Below are 23,289 nucleotides of genomic sequence, written 5' to 3' on the forward strand. Positions count from 1 at the left end.
GTCGACCGGCGCCAAGTCAACACACCGTGTCCATGGCTCGGTAGCGAAACCGACTCCGCGAATTCACCCGGCAACCCAAACATATGTTTCGGACGTGCGGCCGCTTACCCGGCCCGCACGGCCCTGCCCACGTTTTCCCCCCTGTCGCTCCCGAGGACACCCATGCCACGCACGATCAATGCTTCTCTGTCTGCGCGCCCCGCGCCGGACACCGAAGCGTTCCCCTTCGAGAAGGAACGTCGGCGCACGCTGGTGTCCCGGCCGTCGGTGTCGGACTCCGTGTTTCGTTCGGTGGCGTTCGCCGCCGGTGGCATCACCGTCGCGATCATGCTCGCCGTGGGGGTCTTCCTCTCGATCCGGGCCTCTGACGCCCTCGGCGTCGCGGGCTTCTCGTTCCTCACCGAACAGGAATGGTCACCGGAGTCCCAGTCCTTCGGCATCGCCTCTGTGCTCTTCGGCACCATCACGATCGCCCTCATCGCCATGTGTGTCGCGGTGCCGCTCGCGCTGGGCACCGCGCTGCTCATCTCCGAGGTCGCCCAGGGCCGGTTGCGGTCCACCCTGGTCACCCTCGTCGACCTGATGGCCGCCGTGCCGAGCGTGGTCTTCGGGCTCTGGGGAGTCTTCTTCCTGCAAGCCAACGTCATCCCGGTGGCCAGCTGGATCTCGACCTACTTCGGCTGGATCCCGTTCTTCAGGGTCTCGGATGCGTCCGGCGATGCCCTCACCGACGCCAGCGCCTTCACCTCCTCGGCGTTCATCGCCGGCATCGTCGTCGGGCTGATGGTGGTGCCCACCCAGACTTCGGTCATGCGCGAGGCCTTCTCCCAGGCCCCGATCGGGGAACGCGAGGCGGCGTTCGCCCTCGGGTCGACCCGCTGGGGCATGATCCAGGCCGTCGTTCTTCCCTTCGGACGCGGCGGAATCATCGGCGGCACCATGCTCGGCCTCGGCCGGGCCCTGGGCGAGACCATCGCCGTCTACATGATCATCTCGCCGATCTTCACCATCAACTGGCAGCTGCTCAAGACCGGTAGCAATTCGGTGTCGGCGCTCATCGCCCTGCGCTACGGCGAATCGAGCGCGTTCGGCCTCTCCGCGCTGATGGCGGCCGGTCTGGTGCTGTTCCTGCTGACCCTGGTCATCAACTTCACAGCCTCCTCCATTGTGGCCAGGTCCCGCTCAGGGGCAGAGAGCGACTGACCATGACACTGACAGAGACCACCCTGACGCCGGCTGCGCGCAGCACCCACATCCCGTCACCCGACGGAATCGCGATCGGCCAACGCCGCCGGGTGCGCTCGGCGCGGGTGGGCGACCGCTTCAACGTGTTGGGCGCCGCCGCCGCGGCCATGGCCCTTGCCACCCTGATCTTCGGTTGGGTCACGCCGCTGTCCGGGGGCATTGGATGGACGATTGTCGCCTTCCTCTCCTTCATCGGCTTCTACGCCCTGCTGGTGAGCTTCACGGCTGACTTCCAGGAGGTGAAGGACCGGGTGATGGCCGTGTTGCTCTCCAGCGCCGGTGTTGTGCTCTTCGGCGCCCTGGTCTTCGTCGTGGCCTTCACCCTGGTGCGCGGGCAGGAGGCGCTGCCCCACCTCAACTTCTTCACCGAGAGCATGGAGATGGCCGGGCCCCTCGACGGACTCGACGTCGGTGGCATCCTGCACGCCATCGTCGGCACCCTGATGCAGATCGGCATGGCGCTGATCATCACGGTTCCGCTGGGCATCCTCACCGCGCTCTTCCTCAACGAGGTCGGCGGCCGGTTCGCCCGGTTCGTGCGCACGATTTCGGATGCCATGACCGCGCTGCCCTCGATCGTGGCCGGCCTCTTCGTCTACTCGGCGATCATCGTACTGATCACCCACCAGCGGTCGGGTTTTGCCGCAGCGATGGCGATCACGGTGATGATGCTGCCCATCGTCATCCGGGCCTCCGACATCGTGCTGCGCCTGGTGGCCGGCAACCTGCGCGAGGCCGCATATGCCCTGGGGTCAACCCGGTGGCGCACCATCTGGCACGTTGTGCTGCCCACGGCCCGGCCCGGGCTGGCCACGGCCGTGATCCTGGGCACCGCACGGGGAATCGGTGAGACCAGCCCGGTCCTGCTCACCAGCGGCGTGACCGCGGTCGTCAACCTCAACCCGTTCGAGGGCCCGATGATCTCGCTGCCGCTTCAGGTGTTCGACTTCGTCAAGTCACCTGAGCCCAACATGATCGCCCGCGGCTTCGGGGCGGCGGCGGTTCTGATCCTGCTGGTGCTCGCCCTGTTCGCCATCGCCAGGCTGATCGGTGGGCGCGGCCCGGGCGACCTGTCGCGCCGCCAACAGCAGCGGGTGGTGGCGGCCTCGTTGCGTGACCTGCAGCGCATCACGATCCGGGGCGACCTCCGCCATCCGCACCAGCCTGCCCCGCTCCCGCCTGCCCCAAAGAAGAAGGAGTCGTCCTCGTGACGCCGAAAACCCGGTGGATTCGTGCAATCCACGCCCTGTTCGCACTCAGCGCCGTCGTGATCGTGAGCCTGACCGGCGCCCTGCCGGCGCAGGCTGTCAGCTACGACCCGATCTCGGGCAGCGGCTCGACCTGGTCGCAGAACGCCCTCGACCAGTGGCGCACCAACGTGGCGTCGAACTACGGGATGACCGTGAACTACAACGGCGGCGGTTCTTCGACCGGTCGCAGCGACTTCATCGCCGGCGTCGTCCACTTCGCTGTGAGCGAGGTCCCCTTCCAGCTCGCCCCGGAAAACGGTACGGCACCAGAAGTACCTACCAGGGGATACGCGTACATGCCCATCGTGGCTGGAGGCACCTCCTTCATGTACAACCTCAAGATCAACGGGGTGCGAGTATCCAACCTGCGGCTGAGCGGCGAGGTCGTCACCAAGATCTTCACCGGCGTCATCACCAACTGGAACGACCCGGCCATCCAGGCTGACAACCCCGGCCTGGCCATGCCAGACAAGGGCATCGTGCCGGTTGTCCGCTCCGACGGCTCCGGCTCCACCGCCCAGTTCACCCTCTGGATGTCCAAGCAGCACCCCGACCTGTGGAACGCATTCTGCACCTCGGTCAACCGTCCAACACCCTGCGGGCTGACCTCCCAGTACCCCACCTTCGGCAACGCCAAGGCCCAGAGCCTGTCCTCAGGGGTGGCCGGCTACGTCAGCCAGGACTACGGCGAAGGCGCCATCACCTACGTCGAGTACTCGTACGCCCTCGAGTCCGGCTTTCCCGTGGCCAAGGTGCTCAACCAGGCCGGCTACTACGTCGAGCCCACTGCCTCTTCGGTGGCCGTTGCCCTGACGACAGCCCAAATCGACCAGACCCCCGGTCCGAACTACCTCACTCAGATCTTGGACGGGGTGTACAACAGCGCCGACGCACGAACCTACCCACTGTCGAGTTACTCGTACATGATCGTTCCCACGGAGGTCGGCGGCGTCTTCTCGGCCAGCAAGGGCTTCACCCTGGGCGCGTTCGCGAATTACATGCTCTGCGAGGGCCAGCAGCAGGCCGCCGATTTGGGCTACTCGCCGCTTCCCATGAACCTGGTGCTGGCCGGGTTCGACCAGATCAAGCGCATCCCGGGGGCGGACACGTCGGGTGTGGACATCAATAAGTGCAACAACCCCACCTTCAAACCCGGGGATTCACCCTCCAGCAACCAGCTCGCCCTCACCGCCGCTCAACCGCAGGACTGCGACAAGGTGGGTCCCAACCAGTGCACCACCGGGACCGCCGGCGCCCCGGCGGAGACCCCGGTCTCCGGCTCGGGAACCGGCGGAAGCGCCACCGGTGGAACCACGGAGACCGCCGCGGCGGCGGCCGCCGCGACCGGCGGCGCTGCCGCCGCCTCGACGGGTGCCGCGGCGGTGTACGACGCAAACGGCGCCCTGATCTCCGGCGGGGCAGCCGGGTCGACCCTGGCCGGTGCTGCCGTGGCCACGCCCTTCGCACTGGCCGACGAAGGCTGGGGGACACAGCAATCCTTGATGCTCCTGGCCGCGACCCTCCTGGTGGCGGCGGCAGTGTTGCCGCCGGTCTTCTGGCGACGCCTGGCGCCGCGCGGTGGCAAGGGCGGCCTCAAATGAGCCGCCACGCAACCGTGAAAACCTCGCTCTGGACCCGAGCCGGTGCCGGCGGCATCGTCGTGGGCCTTCTGGTCGGCGTCGGCGTTGCCGCGCTCACCTCACTGGCCCCCGTCCCCGCCGTGGCCGACAACTCAAGTGCCGTCACCGTGACCTCCGCTGACTACGAGCTCGACCCGGACGGGGCACCTTTTCCCGATCTCGCCGTGACCGTCTCCAAAACCACCGACCTCGTGTCCGAGGGCATCCTGGTGAGCTGGACCGGCGGCAAGAAGTCGGTGCGGCCACAGGGCAACGTCGGCGGAGAGAACTTCCTGCAGATCGCGCAGTGCTGGGGCGAAGACAAGGACCACCCCGGGCACCCCGACCGCACCACCTGCCAATACGGCGCCTTCCCCAATGCGGGCCGCGACGCCAACGTCAACGCCAATGTCGCCCCTGACCCGGACAAGCCGGATGTGGCGCCGAACATCGCGCCGGAGGACGAGCAATACACCTCGGCCGGCTCCGGGTTCGCCGTGCCGCCATACACGTCGATCCCCTTCCAGCCCCGCAACGGCGCCATCGTGGCCTCGGTGATCGAGAAGGACGGCCTGCTGGTGCACGACACCACCGTCGATGTGAACAAGAACGAGTACTTCACCGAGTACACCTCCAACGAGGTCAAATGGGCCGGTTCAGACGACACCGGTACCGGCTCGGCCAAGTTCGAGGTGCAGACCACCATGCAGTCTCCCGGTCTCGGCTGCGGTGAGCCGGAGGTGGCGGACGGCGTGACCAGCGGCAAATCCTGCTGGCTGGTCGTCATTCCCCGCCCCGTGGGAGATTCAGGCACCAACGAGATCGTCCGGCCCGGTCTGTTCTGGGATGCCTGGCAGCACCACGTCGCGGTCAAGCTGGACTTCAAGCCCGTCGGGGTCCGTTGCGAGATCGGCAGTGCGGAGGCCCAGCTCGGCGGCAGCGCGCTCGTGGCCGGTGCCATCTCGTCCTGGCAACCGAACCTCTGTTCCGGCGCGACCGGATCCGCGTTCGTGCTGAGCACGGGCAACGAGGCAGACGTGCTCGCCAAGGCGAGCGGCACCGCGCCGAGCCCGCTCGCGCTGACTTCTTTCCCGGCCAGCACGACCGTGGCCGATCCGCTGCAATACGCCCCGGTCGGAATCTCGGGGGTCACCGTGTCCTTCGCCATCGACCGCCGGGTCAAACCGGTCGAGGGCATCAGCCAGGAGTACAAGGACCGGGAAACCCAGGCCTTCACTTCCCTCAACCTGACCCCTCGCCTGATCGCCAAGCTGCTCACAGCGTCCTACATCTCTGCGTTGCCGCCGGGCGCCGACCTCACCCACATCAACTACATCGACTACGCGCACCAGGGCGACAACGCCCGCAACATCACCAGCGACCCCGAGTTCCTCGAGATCAACGACGCCGAGTGGGCCGCCCAGGACCTCAACAGCGCCTCGTTGTCCGATTCGATGGCGCCGTCCGGCCGGTCGGACCTCGCCACCCAACTGTGGCGGTACGTGATGGCGGATGCCGACGCCGTGGCCTTCCTGGACGGCACCCCGGACGAGTGGGGCATGATCGTCAACCCGTGGTATTCGACCAACGCCGGCATCAACCCGACCGGCGCGGGCTTCACTCTGCCCAGGGACAATTTCCCCAAGGCCGACCCGGTGGAGAAGCCGGCTACGACCGGCTCGAATGGGGTCGGCCCGGTGAACCTCGTGACCTGGCGGCCCTACACCTCCGACTTCGAGAACGGCGCCTACCTCACCCTGCGCGGTGACGGTCAGCAGCTCGGTGGCTGGGACCAAACCAGCACACCACCGAAGTACCTGAAAACGGCTCGCAGCCTGGTCGGCGAGCAGGGTGTGATCGGCCTGAGCACCGCTGCCTCCGCTGCCCGGTACCAGAACGTCACTGCCTCGCTGCGCAATCCGGCCGGTTCCTTCGTGGCCCCGACCAGCGAAGCGCTCCTCGCCGCCGCCGCGGCCATGACTCCGACCAGCCAGCAGGCGAAGGTCCTGGAATTCGACCCGGCCACCGCCGCCGCAGAGGGCGCCACCACCGCGTACCCGCTGACCATGCCGATCTACGCCGCGCTGAATCCGTTGCAGACGGACGCCACCCTGCGGGCGAAGTTCGCGAATCTGATTCGGTACGCGGCCACGGACGGCCAGAAGCCGGGCACCGCACTCGGCCAGTTGCCCGCCGGGTATGCGCCCATGCCTCAGCCCTGGATCGACCAGGCGCTCGTCGCAGCCACGGCCATCGAGAAGGGCATCAGCCCCAATACCAAGCCGACCCCCGCCCCTGCCCCTGCCGCTGCTGTGACGGTGCCGGTCACCAAGCCGGCGGCGGTGCCCGCAGCAGCCAGTGTGACGGGAGCCGTTGCCGCCGCTGCGGCGACTGTCGCGGCGGCCACCGACCCCACGGCCACCGGAACCGTGGCCGGGCCGCTGCTGGGGTCGAAGACTCCCGACGACCCCGTCGTCGGCCCCGTGGCCATGGCGGTTCCGGCCGGACTTCTCTCCGGCCTGGTAGCCGCAGGGGCTGTCCCCATGATTTCGCGCCTCAGACGAAAGCGGCTCTGATGCGCCACAGCTTGGCGGTTCGACCCCGGGCACACGCCCAGGGCGCGCACGTCGGGACAAACGGATCCGCCCGGACTCCGTTCCTTGCATCACATCCGAAAGGCATCACCGTGATTTCGAAGAAGGCTATTGCGCTCTGCGCGACTGTCGGCGTCACCCTGTCTGGAATTGCCCTCGCTGCACCGGCATACGCCGAGCCCGTCTCCAATAGCTATTCCATCGTCGGATCCGACACCCTCGAAGACGTTGTCGGCGCACTGGCCAACGGCACTCGAATCACCGGATCCACCGTGCGTACCACCGCATCCGGTTCGACGCTCGGCTCGTTCGACGCCACCGGAACGCCCTACATCACCACCAAGTCTTCCGGCGTTCGTCTCGGCCGGCCCAACGGCTCCGGCGACGGCGTCAAGGCGCTCAGCCGCTCCATCGACGGCGCCGCATACACCTCTGGCACCGCCGGCGGACCGGCCAACGTGACCATCACCGGCCAGGTCGACATCGCCCGCTCGTCCAGCGCCGGCACGAGTAACGCGAACGGTGAGCTGCTGTATGTGCCGTTCGCCCGCGACGCCATCGCCTACGCCTACCAGGGCTCGGCCAGCGGCATCGGCTCGATCACCGCCACCCAGATGAAGAGCCTCTATGAGTGCTCGGCCGGATTCAAGATCGGCGGCGTCACCGTCACCCCGATCATTCCGCAGGCCGGATCGGGAACCCGCAAGGACTTCATCAGCAAGATCGGCGTCACCGAGGCCAGCATGCTGACGGTCGCGGAGGGTGGCTGTGTCGTTGAGGGCCAGGAGCACGACGCGACCACCCTGACGGCCGAGTCCGTCATGCCGATGGCCGTCTCGCGCTGGATCGCCATGAACACCGGCGCCAGCTACGACAAGCGCGGCAGCGGCACCCTGGGCTCCCTCGTCTCCGGCGTCGCGCCGGTCACCGGCACCGGAACCGCCATGGTTCCCAACGCTTCCTACTACAGCAACGGCACCTGGGGCCGCGACACCTACCTGGTTGTCGAATTCGCGCGGGTCGACCCGACCAACGCGAAGTACGACGCCAAGCTTGCCGGCCTGGTCGACCCGACCAAGGTCACCAGCCTCACCAACACCGCCTCGGTTCTGGCCAACCAGCCGGGCGCGGTCAAGAAGAAGTTCGGCATGCTCGCCCCGTCCAACACCACCGCCTTCCGCGTTCTCAAAACTGCCTAGCCCGCACCCGCGCACATTCACAAAAGGAATATGACAATGAAGATCAGCAGAAAAGCCAGCATCGCAGCAGCCGGCCTGATGTCCCTGGCCCTCGTAGCCGGTGCAGCGACGGCGGCCCAGGCCGCCCCGCAGACCAACGGCTCCGACGGACCCATGTACCTCTACGACGGCGCAACCGGCGAACTGATCCCCGCCGGCTCGCCGTTCGCGTGGGACGAATCCGCCGTGTCCTCCAACTCCGCCACAGACCCCAGCGAACCGCTGTTCTGCCCGGTCGGCTCTGAAGGCGCCCAGCAGTTCCTCTCCCCGGTCGGCCAGGAGCGCACCGTGCTCAACTGGACGGCCTTCTCCCCGGGTGGATTCGACCCCTCCCTCGACCTGTCGGTGCTGCTGGCTCCGCTCATGCCTGAGGGATTGATCAACGGTCTTCCCGGCCAGGCCGCGGCCAAGGCTGCCGGCGGAACATACAGCCTCGGCGTGGCCTGCACCATCAACAACGACGTCACCGTCGTGGGCGCGTTCTACCGCACCATCACGGTCGACGCCGGCACCGGTGTCTGGCGCGCTGCGGCGGTCGCAGACGCCACGCCGACCGACCCGACCGACCCGACCGACCCGACCGACCCTGCCCCTGAGGGCACCTCCGGCACGATCGCCCTGGCACCGACTGTCGTCGGTGCCACCAACGGCGTGCTGGCGCTGACGGTTCCGGCGGGCGCCGCGGCGACCTTCGGCACCCCGTCCCTGGTGGACAACAAGTCGACCACCACCGGTACCCTCGGTGCCGTCACGGTGAACGACGGTCGTGTTCTGACCCTCAACGGCTGGGACCTGACCGCCAATGTCGCTGACTTCGTGAACTCCGCGGACACAACCAGCATCATCGGCAAGACCCAGCTCGGCGTTGCACCGTCGGTCACCGCGACGGGCACCACGGCGACTGGTGTCACCGCCGCCGCCGCGCAGGTCGCCGGTTCCGCCTCCTACCCGGCGGCTTTCGCCGCGGCAGCGGCAGGCAGCACCGTCGGCGCCAGCGTGTTGAACGCCGGACTGACCTTTGTCGCTCCCCAGGCGAAGGCGGCGGGTACCTACACGTCGACCATGACCCTGACGGTCGTCTCGAAGTAATCAGCACCTGAATGACGGGGGAGGGGCGGTGTCTGACGCCGTCCCTCCCCTCCTCACCCCGTACCTTCCGCCAGAAAAGAGATCGCCGACCGTGACTAACCGCCGCACCCGCTCCCGCCGCCTCGCCCTCGTCTCGTCGGGTTTGCTCGTCACCCTGGGACTGACCGTGGGCCTCGGTGCCGCCGGCGCCTGGGCGGATGACTCAGACGGTATCGCCGGATCCCCGGCGGCCAACGGCAGCGTCGACCAGACCCGTTCGCGCTACAGCTATCAGGTCGACCCCGGCCAGCAGGTGGCAGACGAATACCTGGTGCAGAACACCGGCACCACCGCGCAGGCCGTCACCGTCTACGCCACCGACGCCTTCAACGCTGAAGACGGCAGCTTTTCCCTGCTCGACGGCGGGGTGGAGACCGTCGATGTCGGGCACTGGGTCAGCTTCGACAACGGCGCGAACAAGGTCGAGGTCACGCTGGAACCCGGCGGCTCGCAGATCATCCCGTTCACGGTCACCGTGCCCGCCGACGCCCAGCCCGGCGACCACGCCGGCGGCATCATCGTCTCTGCCCTCTCCCCGGCCGGCCAGGTGACGGTGGACCGCCGGGTCGCCATCCGGCTCTACGCCAGGGTGAAGGGGGAACTCCAGCCCGGTCTCACCATCAGCAGCATCTCCTCGTCCTACCGCGGTGAGCTGAATCCGTTCGCCGGCGAAACATCACTCACCATCAGCCTGCAGAACACCGGAAACGTCTCGCTGGGCGCCAACACCGTCGCCCAGGTGCGCGGCATCTTCGGCATCCCGCTGTCGGACCTGACCCGGACGCCGATCCCCGAGATGCTCCCCGGCAGCTCCCGCACCGTCACCATCGTCGTGCCGGGAGTGGGCCCATGGATCTACCTCAACCCGCAGGTCTCCCTCGCAGCCACTGTCGACGAAGATGCTCTGCCGCCAGGGCTCCTGCCCTCCGCCCAGCGCAGCAGCGATCTGTTCGTTGTGCCGTGGGCCTTCGTGATCGTGCTGGTCCTTGCCGGGTTCGTCCTGCTCGTCGTGCGACTGAGTCGTTCCAGGGATTCGGCTCGCGCCACGGCCTGGATCGCCTACACAGAGGCCGAGGCCCGCCGCAAAGCCCGCGAGGAAGCCACGGCCTAGCCGCTACTTCCAGATCTCATCCATTCCGAGGCAGATCATTCGAGCGTGCGCCGCCATTTCTTCCCCGCGCGTTTGCTTGTAGTTTGCTCCACCAACAGCTCAGAGAAAACCGGACCAGACTAACTTGACTGTGCTCATCTCCCACACCGTGCGTCACCTCCTGATCGTGGCGCTCTGCGCGCTGGTGCCCGTGATCGGCCTGATGGGACTCGCCGTCAGCGCCCAGGCGAACGAAGACCCGGATGGGGTGAGCCTCACGGTCAGCGTCCTCGGCTCCACCTCAGCACCCAGCCCGGCAGCCACGACTCGGGCGAGCACCAGGCCCGCCGCGCCCGTCACTTCCCTGACCACGCAGGTGACCCCGGTGGGCTCCGCGGCCACGGAGGCGCTGGGAACGGACCCCGTCGTCATGGCCGGCGTCCTCGCCGTGAGCGGGCTCACCGCGACCGCACACCCGACCGCGGGTCCCGACGGCGGGGACATCGTGCTCACGTTCACGGTGAAAAACCTCACCGACAATCCGATCAGCTCGTCCCTCCGGTTCTGGGTGGACAACGCCGTCGGCCTACAAATCCGTGCCGCGAATGACGCCTCGCTCACCGACCTGGCCGGTGGTGAAACCCGCACCGTCACCACGACCTTCACCGATGTGAGCCAGTGGAGCGTCTTCAACAGCCACGTGACCCTGACACCGCCGGACAGTGTCGACGGCACCGCGATGACACCGGTCACCCGGGACGCACTGCTTCTGGTTCCGCCATACTTCGTACTGCTGGTCGCCAGTCTGGTCGTCGGCCTGTCCGTCGCCGCTCGCTATGCGTTCCTCACCAAGAGGCTCTTTCCCGTCAGCGTCGCGGAAACCGCATCGTGACCCTGACCAGGCCGCCGCGCGGCTGGAAGCCGGGCCGGGCTCCTGAGCCGTCCTACGAACAGCCTGACGCTCCAACGACCGTCAGATCGCAGCCGCCCAAGGGATGGCGCCCGCGCCAGCCGCCGAAACCCCCGCGCCGCATGCCGGCACCGCCGACCGTGCTGGTCCTCACCCCGGCTGACCTGCTGCTGCGCACCATCCTGGCGATTATCGCGGCGTTGATCTTCGGCTTCCTCGCCAACCTCACGGTGCTGGGAAACCTGCAGCACCTCGTCTCCCAGCAGCAGCTCACCGACACGCTGCGGGTGGAACTGGCCCAGGGAACGGCGCCGGTGAGCGAGGGAACCGTCGACAAGGTGCTCCTGGCCGACGGCGCCCCGCTCGCGATCATCGACATCCCCTCGCTCGGTGTGCACGAGGTTATTGTCGAGGGCTCCGATTCCGGGACCACCCGCCTGGGTCCCGGGCACCGCCGCGACACTGTGCTGCCCGGCCAGGCCGGCATCAGCGTGGTCATGGGCCGGGCCGCCGCGTACGGCGGGCCGTTCGCGCGCATCCAGGAACTGGCGCCCGGCCAGGTGTTCACCGTGCTGACCGGCCAGGGCGAGCAGACCTTCGAAGTGATCGGGGTGCGCTACGCCGGAGATCCAGCACCGACCCCGCTGGCCGCGGGGGAGAGCCGTCTGATCCTGGAGACCGCGCGCGGGGCGGCCTTCGTGCCGGGCGGCGTGGCCAGGGTGGATGCCGTTCTGACGAGCGAGACACAGCCGGCGGGCATCCGCCAGACCAGCTATGTCACCCTGCCGGCGTCGCACAAGGAACTGGCAACGGACACCACGACGGTGTGGGCGCTGGCCTTCGCTCTCCAATTCTTCCTCCTGATTGAACTGGCGATGATCTGGTCCTTCCGCCGCGTCGGCCTGCAGAAGGCCTGGACGGTTTTCATCCCGGTCGTGGCAGTCGGTGGGCTTTTCGTCGCCGACCAGGCCGTTCGGCTCCTCCCCAACCTGCTCTAGCGAACGAAACGAGTCCTCATGACCCAGTCCACCCAGGATGCCGAGCTGACGCAGGTGCTGCCGGCCGTGACGACGGCCCCTCGCCCCGCTCACCCGGCCGACCGGCCTCAGCCAGACCGTCGGGCGCGGCGGTCCCGCGGCTTCGCCTTTCCGGCCCGCATGGGCACACGAACCCCGACCGTCGGGCTGCCCATCGCGGTGGAGCCGCGACCGCTGGCCACCCTGGAGGGGCGCAACGTGTCGGCCTGGTTCGGCGAGCGGCAGGTGCTCGACAGGGTGAACCTGACCATGCCGGCGGGCGTCATCACCTCCCTCATCGGCCCATCCGGCTGCGGAAAGTCGACATTCCTGCGCATCCTGAACCGGATGCACGAGCTCGTGCCGTCAGCGAGCCTGGCCGGCGAGGTGCTGCTCGACGGAGAGGACATTTACGATCCGGAACGCAAACTCGTCGACGCCCGTAAGCACATCGGCATGGTTTTCCAGAAGCCCAACCCGTTCCCGGCCATGTCGATCTACGACAACGTCATTGCCGGGCTCACCCTCACCGGTGTCCGTGCCTCGAACGACGAGAAGGACTATCTGGTCGAGAGCTGCCTGACCAAGGCCGGGCTGTGGACCGAGGTTCGGGACCGGTTGCGTGCCCCCGGCGGCGGGCTGTCCGGCGGGCAGCAGCAGCGTCTGTGTATTGCCCGGTCCCTCGCGGTGACGCCTCGGATCCTGCTGATGGACGAACCGTGCTCGGCCCTGGACCCCACGTCGACCCGGGTGATCGAGGAGACCATGCTCGAGCTGGCCCACGAGGTCACTATCGTCATCGTCACCCACAACATGCAGCAGGCCCAGCGGGTCTCCCAGAACTGCGCGTTCTTCCTCGCCGCCCAGGGCACCCCCGGCGGGATCGTCGAGCACGGGCCGACCGACCTGATGTTCGGCGACCCGATCGACAGCCGCACGGCGGACTACGTCAACGGCCGGTTCGGATAGCCGGCGTGACGCTCAGTCGAAGTCGAGACTGAGCTTGCGCAGGAGGGCGGCGAGGCGCTCCTGGTCTGCTGAGGGCAGGCTGGCCAGAAGGGCGGCCTCGGCGTCTACCAGACGGGTGATCGCGGCATCCACCCGGGTCAATCCGCCGGCGGTCATGCCCACAAAGATGCCGCGGCCATCGTTTGGGTCGGTGCGGCGGGTGACCAGGCCCCGTTCGACCAGCCTGTCGATACGGTTGGTCATGGTTCCGCTGGACACCAGGGTCTGTTGCAGCAGCAGCTTCGGGCTCAGCTCGAACGGGGCGCCGGCCCGGCGGAGCGCCGACAGCACGTCGAATTCCCAGGAGTCCAGCTCCGACCGCGAGAACGCGGTGCGGCGGGCACGGTCCAGATGCTTGCTCAGCCGGGCGACGCGGGAGAACACCTGAAGCGGCGCGAAATCCAGGTCGGGGCGCTCCCGCAACCAGGCATCAACGATCCGGTCGACTTCGTCATGAGCAGGCATCCGTCCATTATCCGGTTTTCGTCGACCCCGGAAACCGCGGATGACGCGGGGCGTCCGCGCATCTGGCAGACTTGACTCCGTTGCCCGGCCCCGAGCCGATGCAATCCGCCGTGGTGTAATGGCAGCACGACAGCCTTTGGAGCTGTTAGGTCTAGGTTCGAGTCCTGGCGGCGGAGCTCATGTGTGAGAGCACAGTTGAGAGGACCACAGTGACCGATTCCCGCCTCGCTATCATCGTGCTGGCCGCCGGCCAGGGCACCCGCATGAAGTCCAGCCTGCCCAAGCTCATGCATCCGCTCGCCGGACTGCCGATCATCAGCCATGTGCTGGCCACGGCCCGTGCCCTGGATGCCGCGCACGTGATCACGGTGCTCCGGCACGAGCGTGAGCGCCTGGCCGAGCTCGTCGCCTTCGACCTGCCGGAGAGCCTGCTCGTCGATCAGGACGAGATCCCCGGAACCGGTCGCGCCGTGGAGCAGGCCGTCGCCGCGCTGCCCGCCGACTTCGACGGTGACGTGCTCGTGATCAGCGGTGACGTGCCGCTGCTGAACGCCGCGACCCTGGCGAACTTCATCGAGGCGCACCGGGAACGCGCGGAGGTGTCCGCCACCGTGCTGTCGGCGTTCCCGACCGACGTCACCGGCTACGGCCGCATCATCCGCAGCGACGACGGCGGCTTCGACCGGATCGTGGAACACAAGGACGCCAACGACGACGAACGCGCCGTCGACGAGATCAACGCCGGCGTGTACATCTTCGGCCTGTCCGAACTGCGCGACCAGCTGGCCAGACTCACCACCGACAACGTGCAGGGCGAGAAGTACCTCACCGACGTGATCGGTCTGCTGCGCGCCGCCGGGTCGGAGGTGCGCGCCGTGCCGGTGGCGGATGCCTGGCTCGTCGCAGGCATCAACGACAGGGCCCAGCTCAGCGACACCGCCGCCAAGCTCAACGCCGTCATCGTGCGGGGCTGGCAGCTGGCCGGTGTGACCGTGCAGGACCCGGCCACCACCTGGATCGACCTCAAGGCCACGCTCGCGAACGACGTGACCCTCTTGCCGGGCACCCAGATCCTCGGTTCCACCACGGTGGCCACCGGAGCGATCGTCGGCCCGGACACCACCCTGCTCGACTGCGAGATCGGCGAAGGGGCCACGGTCAAGCGCACCGACGGCACTCTCGCGGTGATCGGCGCCGGCGCCACCGTCGGCCCATTCGCCTACCTGCGGCCGGGCACCTGGCTCGGCGCCGACGGCAAGATCGGCACCTTCGTGGAGACCAAGAACGCCGTCATCGGCGAGGGCAGCAAGGTGCCGCACCTCAGCTACGTGGGCGACGCCACGGTCGGGGTGCACTCCAACATCGGCGCAGGCACGATCTTTGCGAACTACGACGGCGTGACCAAGAACCCGTCGGTGATCGGGTCCCATGTGCGCACCGGGTCGCACAACGTGTTCGTCGCGCCGATTAGAATCGGTGACGGAGCCTACACGGGCGCCGGAACTGTGGTCCGTAAGGACGTGCAGGCCGGGGCGCTCGCGATCAACGTGGCTCCGCAACGCAATATGGTCGGTTGGGTAGAGACCAACCGGCCGGGAACAGATGCGGCGACAGCCGCGTCACAGAGCGGAGACTAGGTGCCTGGAATCAAGAGCAGCGGCGAGAAGAAATTGGTGCTCATCTCGGGGCGAGCACACCCACAACTCGCGATCGACATCGCCGCAGAACTTGGTTCGGAGCTGATCCCCACCGACGCGCGTACCTTCGCCAACGGCGAGATCTACGCCAGGTTCGACGAGAGTGTGCGCGGTGCCGACGCGTTCGTCATCCAGTCGCACACCAACCCCATCAACGAGTGGTTGATGGAACAGCTGATCATGGTGGATGCGCTCAAGCGTGCGTCGGCCAAGCGGATCACCGTGGTCGCCCCGTTCTACCCGTACGCCCGTCAGGACAAGAAGGGTCGCGGTCGCGAGCCGATCTCCGCCCGCCTCGTCGCCGACCTGTTCAAGGTGGCCGGCGCCGACCGCATCATGTCGGTCGACCTGCACGCCGCCCAGATCCAGGGCTTCTTCGACGGCCCCGTCGACCACCTCTTCGCCATGCCGGTGCTGCTCGAGCACTTCCGGGCCAAGCTGGACCCGTCCACCCTTACCATCGTGTCGCCGGACATGGGCCGCGTGCGCGTCGCCGACATCTGGAGCGACAAGCTCGGCGCCCCGCTGGCCATCATCCACAAGCGCCGCGACCCCCTGGTGCCCAACCAGATCACCGTTCACGAGATCGTCGGAGAGGTCAAGGGTCGGGTCTGCCTGATCGTCGACGACCTGATCGACACCGGCCGCACCATCGTGCAGGCCGCGGAGGCGCTCATGGCCGCCGGCGCCATCGGTGTCGTCGTCGCCGCCACGCACGCCGTCTTCAGCCCGCCCGCGCTCGAGCTGCTGCAGAACGACGCCATCCAGGAAGTCGTCGTCACCGATACCCTGCCGATCCCCGAGGACAAGCGTTTCCCGACGCTGACCGTGCTGCCGATCGCGCCCCTGCTGGCGCGCGCCATCCACGAGGTCTTCGACGAGGGATCCGTCACATCGATGTTCGAGGGCGCCGCGTAAGGCTCGCACTCAGCACGTTCGCGGTTGGCCGGTCCTGTTTCGGGGCCGGCCTTTTCGCGTTTCAGAGCACGAGTTCGACGGTGACCGTCGCTGTGTCGCCCACGCCGATCTTCTCGGCCTCGCGGATGGCCTTCTTCACCGGCAGAACAAACCGGCCCGTGGCGCTCTCGGGGAAGATCGAGGTGGCCCACCTTGAGCCGTTGATGGCCACCCGCACTCGCTGTGAGCCGAAGCCGACCCGCAGTCCGTCGGTGAGCTCCCGAATCTCGTCGGACTGGTCGGCGGGCAGCGAGACGAACACCCACGCGTTCATGCTCTCGGTGTTCCACAGTGCCGTCGTGAAGGTGAAGGTGGGTCCCATCGGGCGCCTTTCGTCGGACTAGGTCGTGGCGCCGGCGGCCGGCGGCCGGAACGGGCCCGGGATGATGCCCAGCGGCATGACGAAGGTCTGGCGTTCGTTCTGGTCGATTGCGTAACACTGCCAGCCGAAGCCGCCCGCCCCGACCAGCTCGAACCTGGCGTCGATGCCCTCAGAGAGCGGGTAGTAGCGCGTCACGGCCGCGGCGCAGGCCCTGGCGGCCGTGGCCGAGGCGATGCTCATGGTGGTGAGCACGCCGGGCACGAGCAGGGCGACGAGGCCGAGGATCACGGTGATGCGCATGAGCAGCACCATCCGCCGGCCGCGGAGGGGCCGGGAGGAGTCCGTCGGTTCGTAACCGGAGAGTTCGGGGTGAAAGTCGCTCATGAGTGCCCTCCAGTAAATCAGATCGCGCCGGCTTGAGGGCGCCCGATCGCGGATGCCTGCGGTTCACCTTGCGGCCGTATCCTTGCCGCATGCACGCTACGGATCGGCGGGAGGGCCAGGGTGCCCTCCAGCGGCACCTCGGTACCGTCGGGGCGATGGTGCTGGGCCTGGCCGCGATGATCGGCGCCGGGGTGTTCTACGTGTGGGTGCCCGCGGCGGCCGCCGCCGGCTCCGGTCTGCTGATCGGGCTGGTTCTGGCGGGGCTGGTCGCCTCGCTCAATGCCCTGAGCTCGGCACAGCTGTCGATGAGCCATCCGGTGTCCGGGGGAGTCTATGTGTTCGGGCGGGCGACCCTCGGCCCGTGGTGGGGGTTCTCCGCCGGCTGGTTGTTCCTGGCCGGCAAGACCGCTTCGGCCGCGGCCATCGCCTCGATCCTGGGCGGCTACCTGTGGCCGGAGCAGGCCCGGCCGGTGGCGGTAATGGCGATCCTGGTGCTCGGAGCCGTCAACCTGGCGGGTGTGCGCAGCACCGCCAGGCTCAGCGCCGCGGTGGTGTTCCTGGTGCTCGGCGGGCTGCTCATGCTGGTGGTCGTGGTGGCTGCCGGGCTAGCCGGCGGGTCGCTCACGGCCTCGTTCGACACCGGGTCGCTGCTGGTCGGCGGCGGGGCGGGCATCCTGCAGTCGGCCGGCCTGCTCTTCTTCGCGTTCGCCGGCTACGCCCGCATGGCCACGCTGGGGGAGGAGGTGCGGGACCCCCGCCGCACCCTGCCCCGCGCGATCGTGGCCGCCCTCGGCGTCACCCTGGTGGTCTACGCGGTGATCGGAGTGCTCTGCGTGCTCGTGCTCGGACCGGCGGGCCTGGCGGACTCGGTCTCGCCGCTGGCCGACCTCGTCGGCGGTGCGGAGCCGTGGACCGTCATCGTCCGGGTGCTGGCGGCCATCGCCTGCCTGGGCTCGTTAGCCGGCATCCTGGCCGGACTCAGCCGCACCGGGCTGGCGATGGCGAGGGAAGGCGACCTGCCGGGCGCACTCAGCCGCGTGTCGCCGACCCTGAACACCCCGGTGTCGGCGGAGATGGCCATGGGCCTGGTCGCGGTGCTCGGCGTGCTGCTGCTGGATGCCGCCCGGCTGGTGGGCTTCTCGGCCTCCGCGGTGCTGGTCTACTACGCAATCGCGCATCTGGCCGCGCTGCGGCAGCCGGGCGAGCAGCGCTGGCTGCCGCGCTGGGTGCAGTACCTGGGCGTGGCCGGCTGCCTGCTCCTGGCCCTGACCCTGCCCTGGCCGGGGGTCGTCGCCGCGTTCGGCTGGCTGGCGCTGGGCCTGGTCGGACGCGCCCTGCGCCTGTCCCGCTCCGCCCCGAGCTAACTGTTGCCCGATCGGACATGTGCGTCCGGTGCGCCGGGCGCAAATGTCCGCTTCGGCAACAGAAGTAGGCGACCGCGTGGGCGGCGGCCCGGCCTCCACAGGGTACCGGCTGCGCGATTGTGCACAGGCGGCGGTAGATTCCGTGGTTCTGGAGCGTCGGATGTGACGCTCCAGCCATGACCATTGACCGGCTGGACCCAGAAACAGGCCTGTTCCTCGTGAAGAAGATCGGCGTGAGCGACACTGACGCGAGGCTCGCCCGGCGGGAGGTCGACCTTGGCTCGGCCACGCGGCTCAGGCGTGGCGTCTTCACGACGGCTGAGCGCTGGCGGAGCATCGACCCCGGGCAGAGATACCTGGATCGGATCCGGGCCGTCGTGGAGACCCGGAAATACGATCCCGTGGTCAGCCATCAGTCTGCGGCGGCACTCTGGGGAATCCCGCTTGGCAGTCCGTGGCCGCACGCCGTACATGTGCTTGCGCGGCCGGCGTCGCACGCACGCAGCAAGAACGGGGTGCTGGTGCACCGTTCCGAGTTCGCGTGGGAGGAGATCGTCGAGATCGACGGAGTGCTCGTGACCAGCCCGGCGCGCACCCTGCTCGACCTCGCCAGAACCGTGAGCTTCGCGGATGCCGTCGTGGCGCTCGACCACGCACTCAACCCGGACCGCGCGGACCCTCGGGTACTCCTTTACGCCGAGGAGCTGTCCGAGGCCCTGGCCAGGGTCGCCTCGGCGCGAGGGCTGGTCAGGGCGCGGCGGGCCATCGACTTTGCCCGCCCGAACGCGGCCAACCCTGGGGAGTCGCTGAGCCGGGTCTCGATCTTCGAGCTGGGCTTTCCCGACCCGGCCCTGCAGACCAGGCATCCCAACCCCCGCGGCGGCTGGTACTTCACCGACCACGAGTGGCTGGCGTTCATGGTGATCGGGGAATTCGACGGGAAGGGCAAATATCTCAAGGAGGAGTACCTGCGCGGCCGGAGTCCCGGCGAGGTGGTCTACGAGGAGAAGATTCGTGAGGACCACCTGCGTGCCGAGGGCTTCACCGTGGTGCGCTGGGGATGGGCCGAGCTGACCGAACGGGCAGTGTTGCGGCGCATCCTGCGGAAAGCCGGACTGCCCATCATCCGCTGACCTGCCTCGGTGCCCACGCCAACACGTGTTGCCCGTGCGGACTTCTGCGGCCGGTGTGCCGGGCGCAAATGTCCGCACGGGCAACAGTTGCCGAGCGGGTGGTGCGGGAGCGAGGAACTCCGGGGGAGGGCCCCCTAGTCGAAGGAGCCCTAGTGCGAGGAGCCCTCGGTGACGATCTCGGTGCGGTCGCCGGACCACAGGGTGTGGAAGGTTCCCTCCTTGTCGACGCGCTTGTAGGTGTGCGCCCCGAAGAAGTCGCGCTGGCCCTGGGTGAGCGCAGCGGGAAGGCGGTCGGCACGCAGGCTGTCGTAGTACGCCAGCGACGACGCGAACACCGGCGCGGGGATGCCGGCGTGGGCGGCGTCGGCGACAACGTTGCGCCAGGAGTCCTGGGCCGTGGCGACGACATCGGTGAAGAACGGGGCGGTGACGAGCGAGACGAGTCCCGGGTTCTCGGTGTAGGCCTCGGTGATGCGGTTGAGGAAGCGGGCGCGGATGATGCAGCCACCGCGCCAGATCTTCGCGATGTCGCCCTTCTTGATGTCCCAGTTGTACTGCTCCGCACCGGCGACGATGGCGTCGAAGCCCTGCGAGTAGGCGATGACCTTGGACGCGTAGAGCGCCTGGCGGACACCCTCGATGAAGCCATCCACATCTTCGACGGGGTTGACGGTCGGGCCGGGCAGAGCGGCGGCAGCGGCACGCTGCGCGGGCTTGGAGGAGACGGAGCGGGCGAACACGGCCTCGGCGATGCCCGACACGGGGATGCCGAGGTCGAGGGCGGTCTGCACGGTCCACACGCCGGTGCCCTTGCTGCCGGCCTGGTCGAGGATGACGTCGACGAGCGGCTTCCCGGTCTCGGCGTCGACCTGCTTGAGGACCTCCGCGGTGATCTCGATGAGGTAGCTCTCGAGGTCGCCCTTGTTCCACTCGGTGAAGATCTCGGAGATCTCGGCCGGGGTCTTGCCGGTTCCGCGACGGATGAGGTCGTACGCCTCGCCGATGAGCTGCATGTCGGCGTACTCGATGCCGTTGTGGATCATCTTGACGAAGTGGCCGGCGCCGTCGGTGCCGACGTGGGTGACGCAGGGCTCACCGTCGACGACAGCGGCGATGGACTCGAGGATCGGGCCGAGGGTGACGTACGCCTCGGCGGAGCCGCCGGGCATGATGCTGGGACCCTTGAGGGCGCCTTCCTCACCACCGGAGATGCCGGCGCCGACGAAGTTGATACCGGTCTCGCGCACGGCCTTCTCGCGGCGGAGGGTATCGGTGAACAGGGCGTTGCCGCCGTCGACGATGATGTCGCCGGGCTCGAACAGCTCGGTCAGCTGGCTGATGACGGCGTCGGTGCCCTTACCGGCCTGCACCATGATGATCGCGGTGCGGGGGGTCTTGAGCGAGGCGACGAATGCCTCGATGGTCTCGGAGGCGACAAAACCGGCCTCGGGGTGCTCATCCATGAGCAGCCGGGTGCGTTCGGGCGAACGGTTGTACACGGCCACGGTGTTGCCTTCGCGGCTGGCGAGGTTCCGGGCGAGGTTGGAGCCCATCACCGCCAGTCCGACAACGCCGATGTTTGCTGAACCGGTTTCTGACACGTGTTCTCCCTTAGATCTGTGAGTTGTGATCATGTTCAAGATTAGTGGCTTACATAGCCCATGTAATCATATTTATAGCGCGGAGGTCGGATCGGCGGCCCAGGTGGGCTGCACCTCGGCGTAGGTGCGGCGCATGATCCGCTCCATCGCCTCCCGGGCCTTCTGCGGTTGCGCGCCCGAAATCGCCTCGGCGACCTCGGCGTGCAACTGCAGGGTGTTCTCGTGCGGGCGGTCCGGCTGCAGGCCCAGGTCGGTGCGGCCGGACAGGACCGCGGCGACGGCTCCGTCGAGCTTGGCGAACATCTCATTGCCCGAGCCCCGCAGCACCAGCCGGTGAAACCGGATGTCGAGCTCCAGGAACGAGGACAGGTCACCCGAGTCACCCGCGGCCCGCATCAGGTCGGCCACGTCCATCAGCTCGGCCGCGACCGAGGCCGCCGCATGCCGAGCGGCCAGTTCCGCAGCCATCGGTTCCACCGCGGAGCGCAATTCGGTGAGCGAGCGCAGCTGTTCGCCCTTGCCGGGGCCGAGCAGGCGCCAACGGATGATGGTCGGGTCGTAGGTGTTCCAGCTGGACGGTGGCAGAACCCTGATGCCGACCCGTTTGACGGACTCGACGAGGCCCATCGACCCCAGCACCCGGATGGCCTCCCGGATGACCGACCGGCTCACCCCCTGTCGGCGCTCGATCTCGTCGGAGAGCAGGACGGTTCCCGCTGGAACCGTCCCATCGACGATGGACCGTCCGACGTCTTCGGTCACTCGGGTGTGCAGGCTGGGCGGCATGGTCGTCACTTTATCGCCTAGACTGTTGAGTTGAACTTCGGCGAGGGATTCGCGCCAGCCGGGAAACCGGTGCCTGCGAAATCCGTAATCGACGCGGCGAAAAGTCCTCTCAGGCCTTTCCTCACGCTGACATGCGTTCGAGTTGAACCAGCATCCGTACTGCGGGCCCCGTGCCCGCAACACCAATACGGGCACACGAGGCCCGCAAGGAGACACATCATGGCCGAGGCCAAGAACAGCAACAACAAGATTTCCGCAGACGCACGCAACAGCTTCGGCAAGGGCGCGGCCCGCAAGCTGCGCGTGCTGGGCAAGATCCCCGCCGTCATCTACGGCCACGGCACCGAGCCCGTGCACGTGGCCCTGCCGGCTCACGAGATCGGCCTGCTGCTGCGTCGCGCGAACGCCGTGCTCGAGCTCGACGTCGAAGGAACCACCCACCTGACCCTGGTCAAGGACGTGCAGAAGGACCCGGTTCGCCAGATCATCGAGCACCTCGACCTCATCGTCATCCGCAAGGGTGAGAAGGTCCAGGTTGAGGTCGCCGTGCACGTCATCGGTGAGACCGCCCCCGGCACCACCGCCGACCTCGACGCCAAGACCCTGCTGCTCGAGGTCGAAGCCACCAACATCCCGCAGAGCGTGAGCGTCGACGTCGAGGGCCTCGAAGACGGCACCCTCATCCACGCCAGCGAGATCACCCTGCCCGACGGCGCGTCGCTCATCTCCGACCCCGAGATGGTCGTCGTCGGCGTGCACCTGCCGGCCGAGGAAGAAGAGGAAGAGGAGACCGTCGAGGGCGACGAAGCTCCCGCCGAGGAAGCTGCCGCCGAGTAGTCTTCCCCCTTCAACACCGGACAGAAACTTTTGTAAAGGAACCCCCTGGACGAGAATCTCTGGCTCGTAGTCGGGCTCGGTAACCCCGGGCCCGGCTACGCCGGTAACCGCCACAACGTCGGCCACATGGTCACGGCCGTGCTCGCCGACCGGATGCGCGCGAATTTCAAGAACCACAAGGCGAATTCCGCCGTCGCCGAGGGGCGCAGTTTCCCCGGCGGTCCCAAGCTGATCCTGGCCAAGCCGAACAGCTTCATGAATCTTTCCGGCGGACCCGTCGCGGCCTTGCTCCGGTTCTACTCCCTGGACGTCTCCCGCCTCATCGTCGTGCACGACGAGCTGGACCTGCCCTTCGACACCCTCAAGATCAAGGTGGGCGGCGGCCACGGGGGCCACAACGGGCTGCGCGACATCATCGCGGCCACCGGCAGCAACGAGTTCACCCGCATCCGGATGGGCATCGGCCGGCCGCCCGGCCGGCAGAACGCCGCCGACTTCGTGCTGCACGATTTCTCCAGCACCGAACGCACCACCCTGGGGATCATGCTCGAGGACGCGGCGGATGCGATCGAGATGATCGCCGCGGAGGGTGTCACCGCCGCCCAGCAGAAGTTCCACGCCCCACCTGCGTAGAAAACTACCCGT

General features: G+C 67.9%; 21 protein-coding genes and 1 tRNA gene. 17 read left to right on the forward strand and 5 right to left on the reverse strand.

Annotated elements, in window-relative coordinates; genetic code table 11:
- The first annotated feature begins 162 nt into the window (after positions 1 to 162).
- From pstC to E3T22_RS00180, 10 genes are all read left to right on the forward strand, one after another.
- Positions 163 to 1,203, forward strand: a complete 1,041-nt coding sequence (pstC, locus tag E3T22_RS00135; RefSeq protein ID WP_088456742.1) for a phosphate ABC transporter permease subunit PstC — start codon at positions 163 to 165, stop codon at positions 1,201 to 1,203.
- A 2-nt stretch (positions 1,204 to 1,205) separates the two neighbouring features.
- Complete coding sequence (gene pstA / locus E3T22_RS00140) at positions 1,206 to 2,456, forward strand: phosphate ABC transporter permease PstA (protein ID WP_134409337.1); 1,251 nt, start codon at positions 1,206 to 1,208, stop codon at positions 2,454 to 2,456.
- Complete coding sequence (gene pstS / locus E3T22_RS00145) at positions 2,453 to 4,096, forward strand: phosphate ABC transporter substrate-binding protein PstS (RefSeq protein WP_241980310.1); 1,644 nt, start codon at positions 2,453 to 2,455, stop codon at positions 4,094 to 4,096. Before pstA ends, pstS begins: the two co-directional genes overlap by 4 nt.
- Positions 4,093 to 6,690: a hypothetical protein gene (locus tag E3T22_RS00150; protein ID WP_134479666.1), complete on the forward strand. Its 2,598-nt coding sequence runs from the start codon at positions 4,093 to 4,095 to the stop codon at positions 6,688 to 6,690. Before pstS ends, E3T22_RS00150 begins: the two co-directional genes overlap by 4 nt.
- A gap of 110 nt (positions 6,691 to 6,800) precedes the next feature.
- Positions 6,801 to 7,907, forward strand: a complete 1,107-nt coding sequence (locus E3T22_RS00155; RefSeq protein WP_088456739.1) for a hypothetical protein — start codon at positions 6,801 to 6,803, stop codon at positions 7,905 to 7,907.
- Between the two features lie 36 nt (positions 7,908 to 7,943).
- Positions 7,944 to 9,035 carry a WxL domain-containing protein gene (locus E3T22_RS00160; protein WP_166788906.1) on the forward strand — a complete coding sequence of 364 codons (1,092 nt, stop codon included), beginning with the start codon at positions 7,944 to 7,946 and terminating at the stop codon, positions 9,033 to 9,035.
- A 91-nt stretch (positions 9,036 to 9,126) separates the two neighbouring features.
- Positions 9,127 to 10,185, forward strand: coding sequence for a WxL protein peptidoglycan domain-containing protein (locus tag E3T22_RS00165; protein ID WP_166788905.1), 1,059 nt, complete (start codon positions 9,127 to 9,129; stop codon positions 10,183 to 10,185).
- A 130-nt stretch (positions 10,186 to 10,315) separates the two neighbouring features.
- Complete coding sequence (locus E3T22_RS00170) at positions 10,316 to 11,056, forward strand: hypothetical protein (protein ID WP_088456736.1); 741 nt, start codon at positions 10,316 to 10,318, stop codon at positions 11,054 to 11,056.
- Between the two features lie 140 nt (positions 11,057 to 11,196).
- Entirely contained in the window at positions 11,197 to 12,072 is an 876-nt protein-coding gene (locus E3T22_RS00175; RefSeq protein ID WP_134479668.1) for a sortase, read from the forward strand.
- An 18-nt stretch (positions 12,073 to 12,090) separates the two neighbouring features.
- Complete coding sequence (locus tag E3T22_RS00180; protein ID WP_241983548.1) at positions 12,091 to 13,059, forward strand: phosphate ABC transporter ATP-binding protein; 969 nt, start codon at positions 12,091 to 12,093, stop codon at positions 13,057 to 13,059.
- 12 nt (positions 13,060 to 13,071) lie between these two features.
- Here the strand turns inward: E3T22_RS00180 and E3T22_RS00185 are convergent, their stop codons facing one another.
- Positions 13,072 to 13,563, reverse strand: coding sequence for a MarR family winged helix-turn-helix transcriptional regulator (locus E3T22_RS00185; protein ID WP_088456734.1), 492 nt, complete (start codon positions 13,561 to 13,563; stop codon positions 13,072 to 13,074).
- A 104-nt stretch (positions 13,564 to 13,667) separates the two neighbouring features.
- On the opposite strand from E3T22_RS00185, the gene E3T22_RS00190 reads away from it, so the two are divergent.
- From E3T22_RS00190 to E3T22_RS00200, 3 genes are all read left to right on the forward strand, one after another.
- Positions 13,668 to 13,739 (forward strand) — tRNA-Gln (locus tag E3T22_RS00190).
- A 3-nt stretch (positions 13,740 to 13,742) separates the two neighbouring features.
- The gene (gene glmU / locus E3T22_RS00195) at positions 13,743 to 15,200 is read left to right on the forward strand and encodes a bifunctional UDP-N-acetylglucosamine diphosphorylase/glucosamine-1-phosphate N-acetyltransferase GlmU (protein WP_198415067.1); all 1,458 of its coding nucleotides are present in this window, start codon (positions 13,743 to 13,745) and stop codon (positions 15,198 to 15,200) included.
- The gene (locus E3T22_RS00200) at positions 15,201 to 16,178 is read left to right on the forward strand and encodes a ribose-phosphate diphosphokinase (RefSeq protein ID WP_134479672.1); all 978 of its coding nucleotides are present in this window, start codon (positions 15,201 to 15,203) and stop codon (positions 16,176 to 16,178) included. It begins immediately after the preceding gene.
- A gap of 61 nt (positions 16,179 to 16,239) precedes the next feature.
- On the opposite strand, the gene E3T22_RS00205 is transcribed toward E3T22_RS00200, so the two are convergent.
- Together E3T22_RS00205 and E3T22_RS00210 are read right to left on the reverse strand one after the other, a co-directional pair.
- The gene (locus E3T22_RS00205) at positions 16,240 to 16,539 is read right to left on the reverse strand and encodes a DUF1905 domain-containing protein (protein ID WP_088456733.1); all 300 of its coding nucleotides are present in this window, start codon (positions 16,537 to 16,539) and stop codon (positions 16,240 to 16,242) included.
- Positions 16,540 to 16,557: 18 nt separating this feature from the next.
- Entirely contained in the window at positions 16,558 to 16,923 is a 366-nt protein-coding gene (locus E3T22_RS00210) for a hypothetical protein (RefSeq protein ID WP_134409334.1), read from the reverse strand.
- A gap of 89 nt (positions 16,924 to 17,012) precedes the next feature.
- Here E3T22_RS00210 and E3T22_RS00215 point away from each other — a divergent pair, with 89 nt between their 5' ends.
- The gene (locus E3T22_RS00215; RefSeq protein ID WP_088456731.1) at positions 17,013 to 18,287 is read left to right on the forward strand and encodes an APC family permease; all 1,275 of its coding nucleotides are present in this window, start codon (positions 17,013 to 17,015) and stop codon (positions 18,285 to 18,287) included.
- Between the two features lie 176 nt (positions 18,288 to 18,463).
- Positions 18,464 to 19,420 (forward strand): hypothetical protein, encoded by a 957-nt coding sequence (locus tag E3T22_RS00220; RefSeq protein ID WP_134479673.1) that lies wholly within the window; start codon positions 18,464 to 18,466, stop codon positions 19,418 to 19,420.
- Positions 19,421 to 19,569: 149 nt separating this feature from the next.
- Here the strand turns inward: E3T22_RS00220 and gndA are convergent, their stop codons facing one another.
- Both gndA and E3T22_RS00230 read right to left on the reverse strand, forming a co-directional pair.
- Positions 19,570 to 21,021, reverse strand: a complete 1,452-nt coding sequence (gene gndA / locus E3T22_RS00225) for an NADP-dependent phosphogluconate dehydrogenase (protein WP_255453176.1) — start codon at positions 21,019 to 21,021, stop codon at positions 19,570 to 19,572.
- A 72-nt stretch (positions 21,022 to 21,093) separates the two neighbouring features.
- Positions 21,094 to 21,807 (reverse strand): FadR/GntR family transcriptional regulator, encoded by a 714-nt coding sequence (locus E3T22_RS00230; RefSeq protein WP_088458074.1) that lies wholly within the window; start codon positions 21,805 to 21,807, stop codon positions 21,094 to 21,096.
- A 219-nt stretch (positions 21,808 to 22,026) separates the two neighbouring features.
- On the opposite strand from E3T22_RS00230, the gene E3T22_RS00235 reads away from it, so the two are divergent.
- Both E3T22_RS00235 and pth read left to right on the forward strand, forming a co-directional pair.
- Positions 22,027 to 22,644, forward strand: a complete 618-nt coding sequence (locus tag E3T22_RS00235; RefSeq protein WP_088456728.1) for a 50S ribosomal protein L25/general stress protein Ctc — start codon at positions 22,027 to 22,029, stop codon at positions 22,642 to 22,644.
- A gap of 45 nt (positions 22,645 to 22,689) precedes the next feature.
- Positions 22,690 to 23,277, forward strand: coding sequence for an aminoacyl-tRNA hydrolase (gene pth / locus E3T22_RS00240; RefSeq protein WP_088456727.1), 588 nt, complete (start codon positions 22,690 to 22,692; stop codon positions 23,275 to 23,277).
- Positions 23,278 to 23,289 lie beyond the last annotated feature (12 nt).

Source organism: Cryobacterium sp. TMB3-10 (assembly GCF_004402305.1).
Classification (GTDB): Bacteria; Actinomycetota; Actinomycetes; order Actinomycetales; family Microbacteriaceae; genus Cryobacterium; species Cryobacterium zongtaii.